General features: G+C 43.6%; 1 protein-coding gene. It reads left to right on the top strand.

Going from position 1 to position 582, the window contains the following annotated elements; translation table 11 throughout:
- On the top strand, positions 1–582 hold a 582-nt coding region (locus tag ACFIL8_RS12400; RefSeq protein ID WP_375690075.1), incomplete at both ends, for a phage tail protein.

Raw genomic sequence — 582 nt, 5'->3', positions numbered from 1 at the left:
CAATCGGCATTTTTAGAGTATAAGAATGGCATATCGGTTTGTTTTAAAGCGAAGGGCAAGAATGTTGGGGCGACAACAATTGCTTTAAATAATTTAGCCGGTAAGCCCGTTTATAAGGCGACAGAAACCGGTTTATTAGCCTTATCGGGAGGAGAGATACAAGATGGCTGTCTTTATACGCTTGTGTATGATGAAGAGCTTACGGGTTGGCAAGTTCTCAACCCGACAAGGGGCAAAGTTTCTTCCTTAAAACGTTTACCTTCCGGTCTGATAGGACCGTTTGCAATGGAGCGCTTGCCGGATGGTTGGTTGCCATGTGATGGAAGTGCTTATTCACGGTATGTTTATTGGGATTTATTTTCTGCGATAGGAACGACGTGGGGAGAAGGAGATGGCGCCACGACGTTTAATGTTCCCGATTTTCGGGGGCTATTTTTACGGGGACTTGATAATGAACGCAATTTAGACCCTTGGCGTTCTTTTGCAAGTATACAATCCTGTTCTTTAAAAGCGCATGAACATTTTATAGGTCCAGCGTCATCAGAAGGTCTTTCTTCTCGAAAAAAACGGGATGTTTCTTCT

Source organism: Bartonella sp. AP57NXGY (assembly GCF_042195805.1).
Lineage (GTDB): Bacteria > Pseudomonadota > Alphaproteobacteria > Rhizobiales > Rhizobiaceae > Bartonella.
Note: the sequence above shows the minus strand (reverse complement) of the source record. Positions and strands in the feature narration are given on the sequence as shown.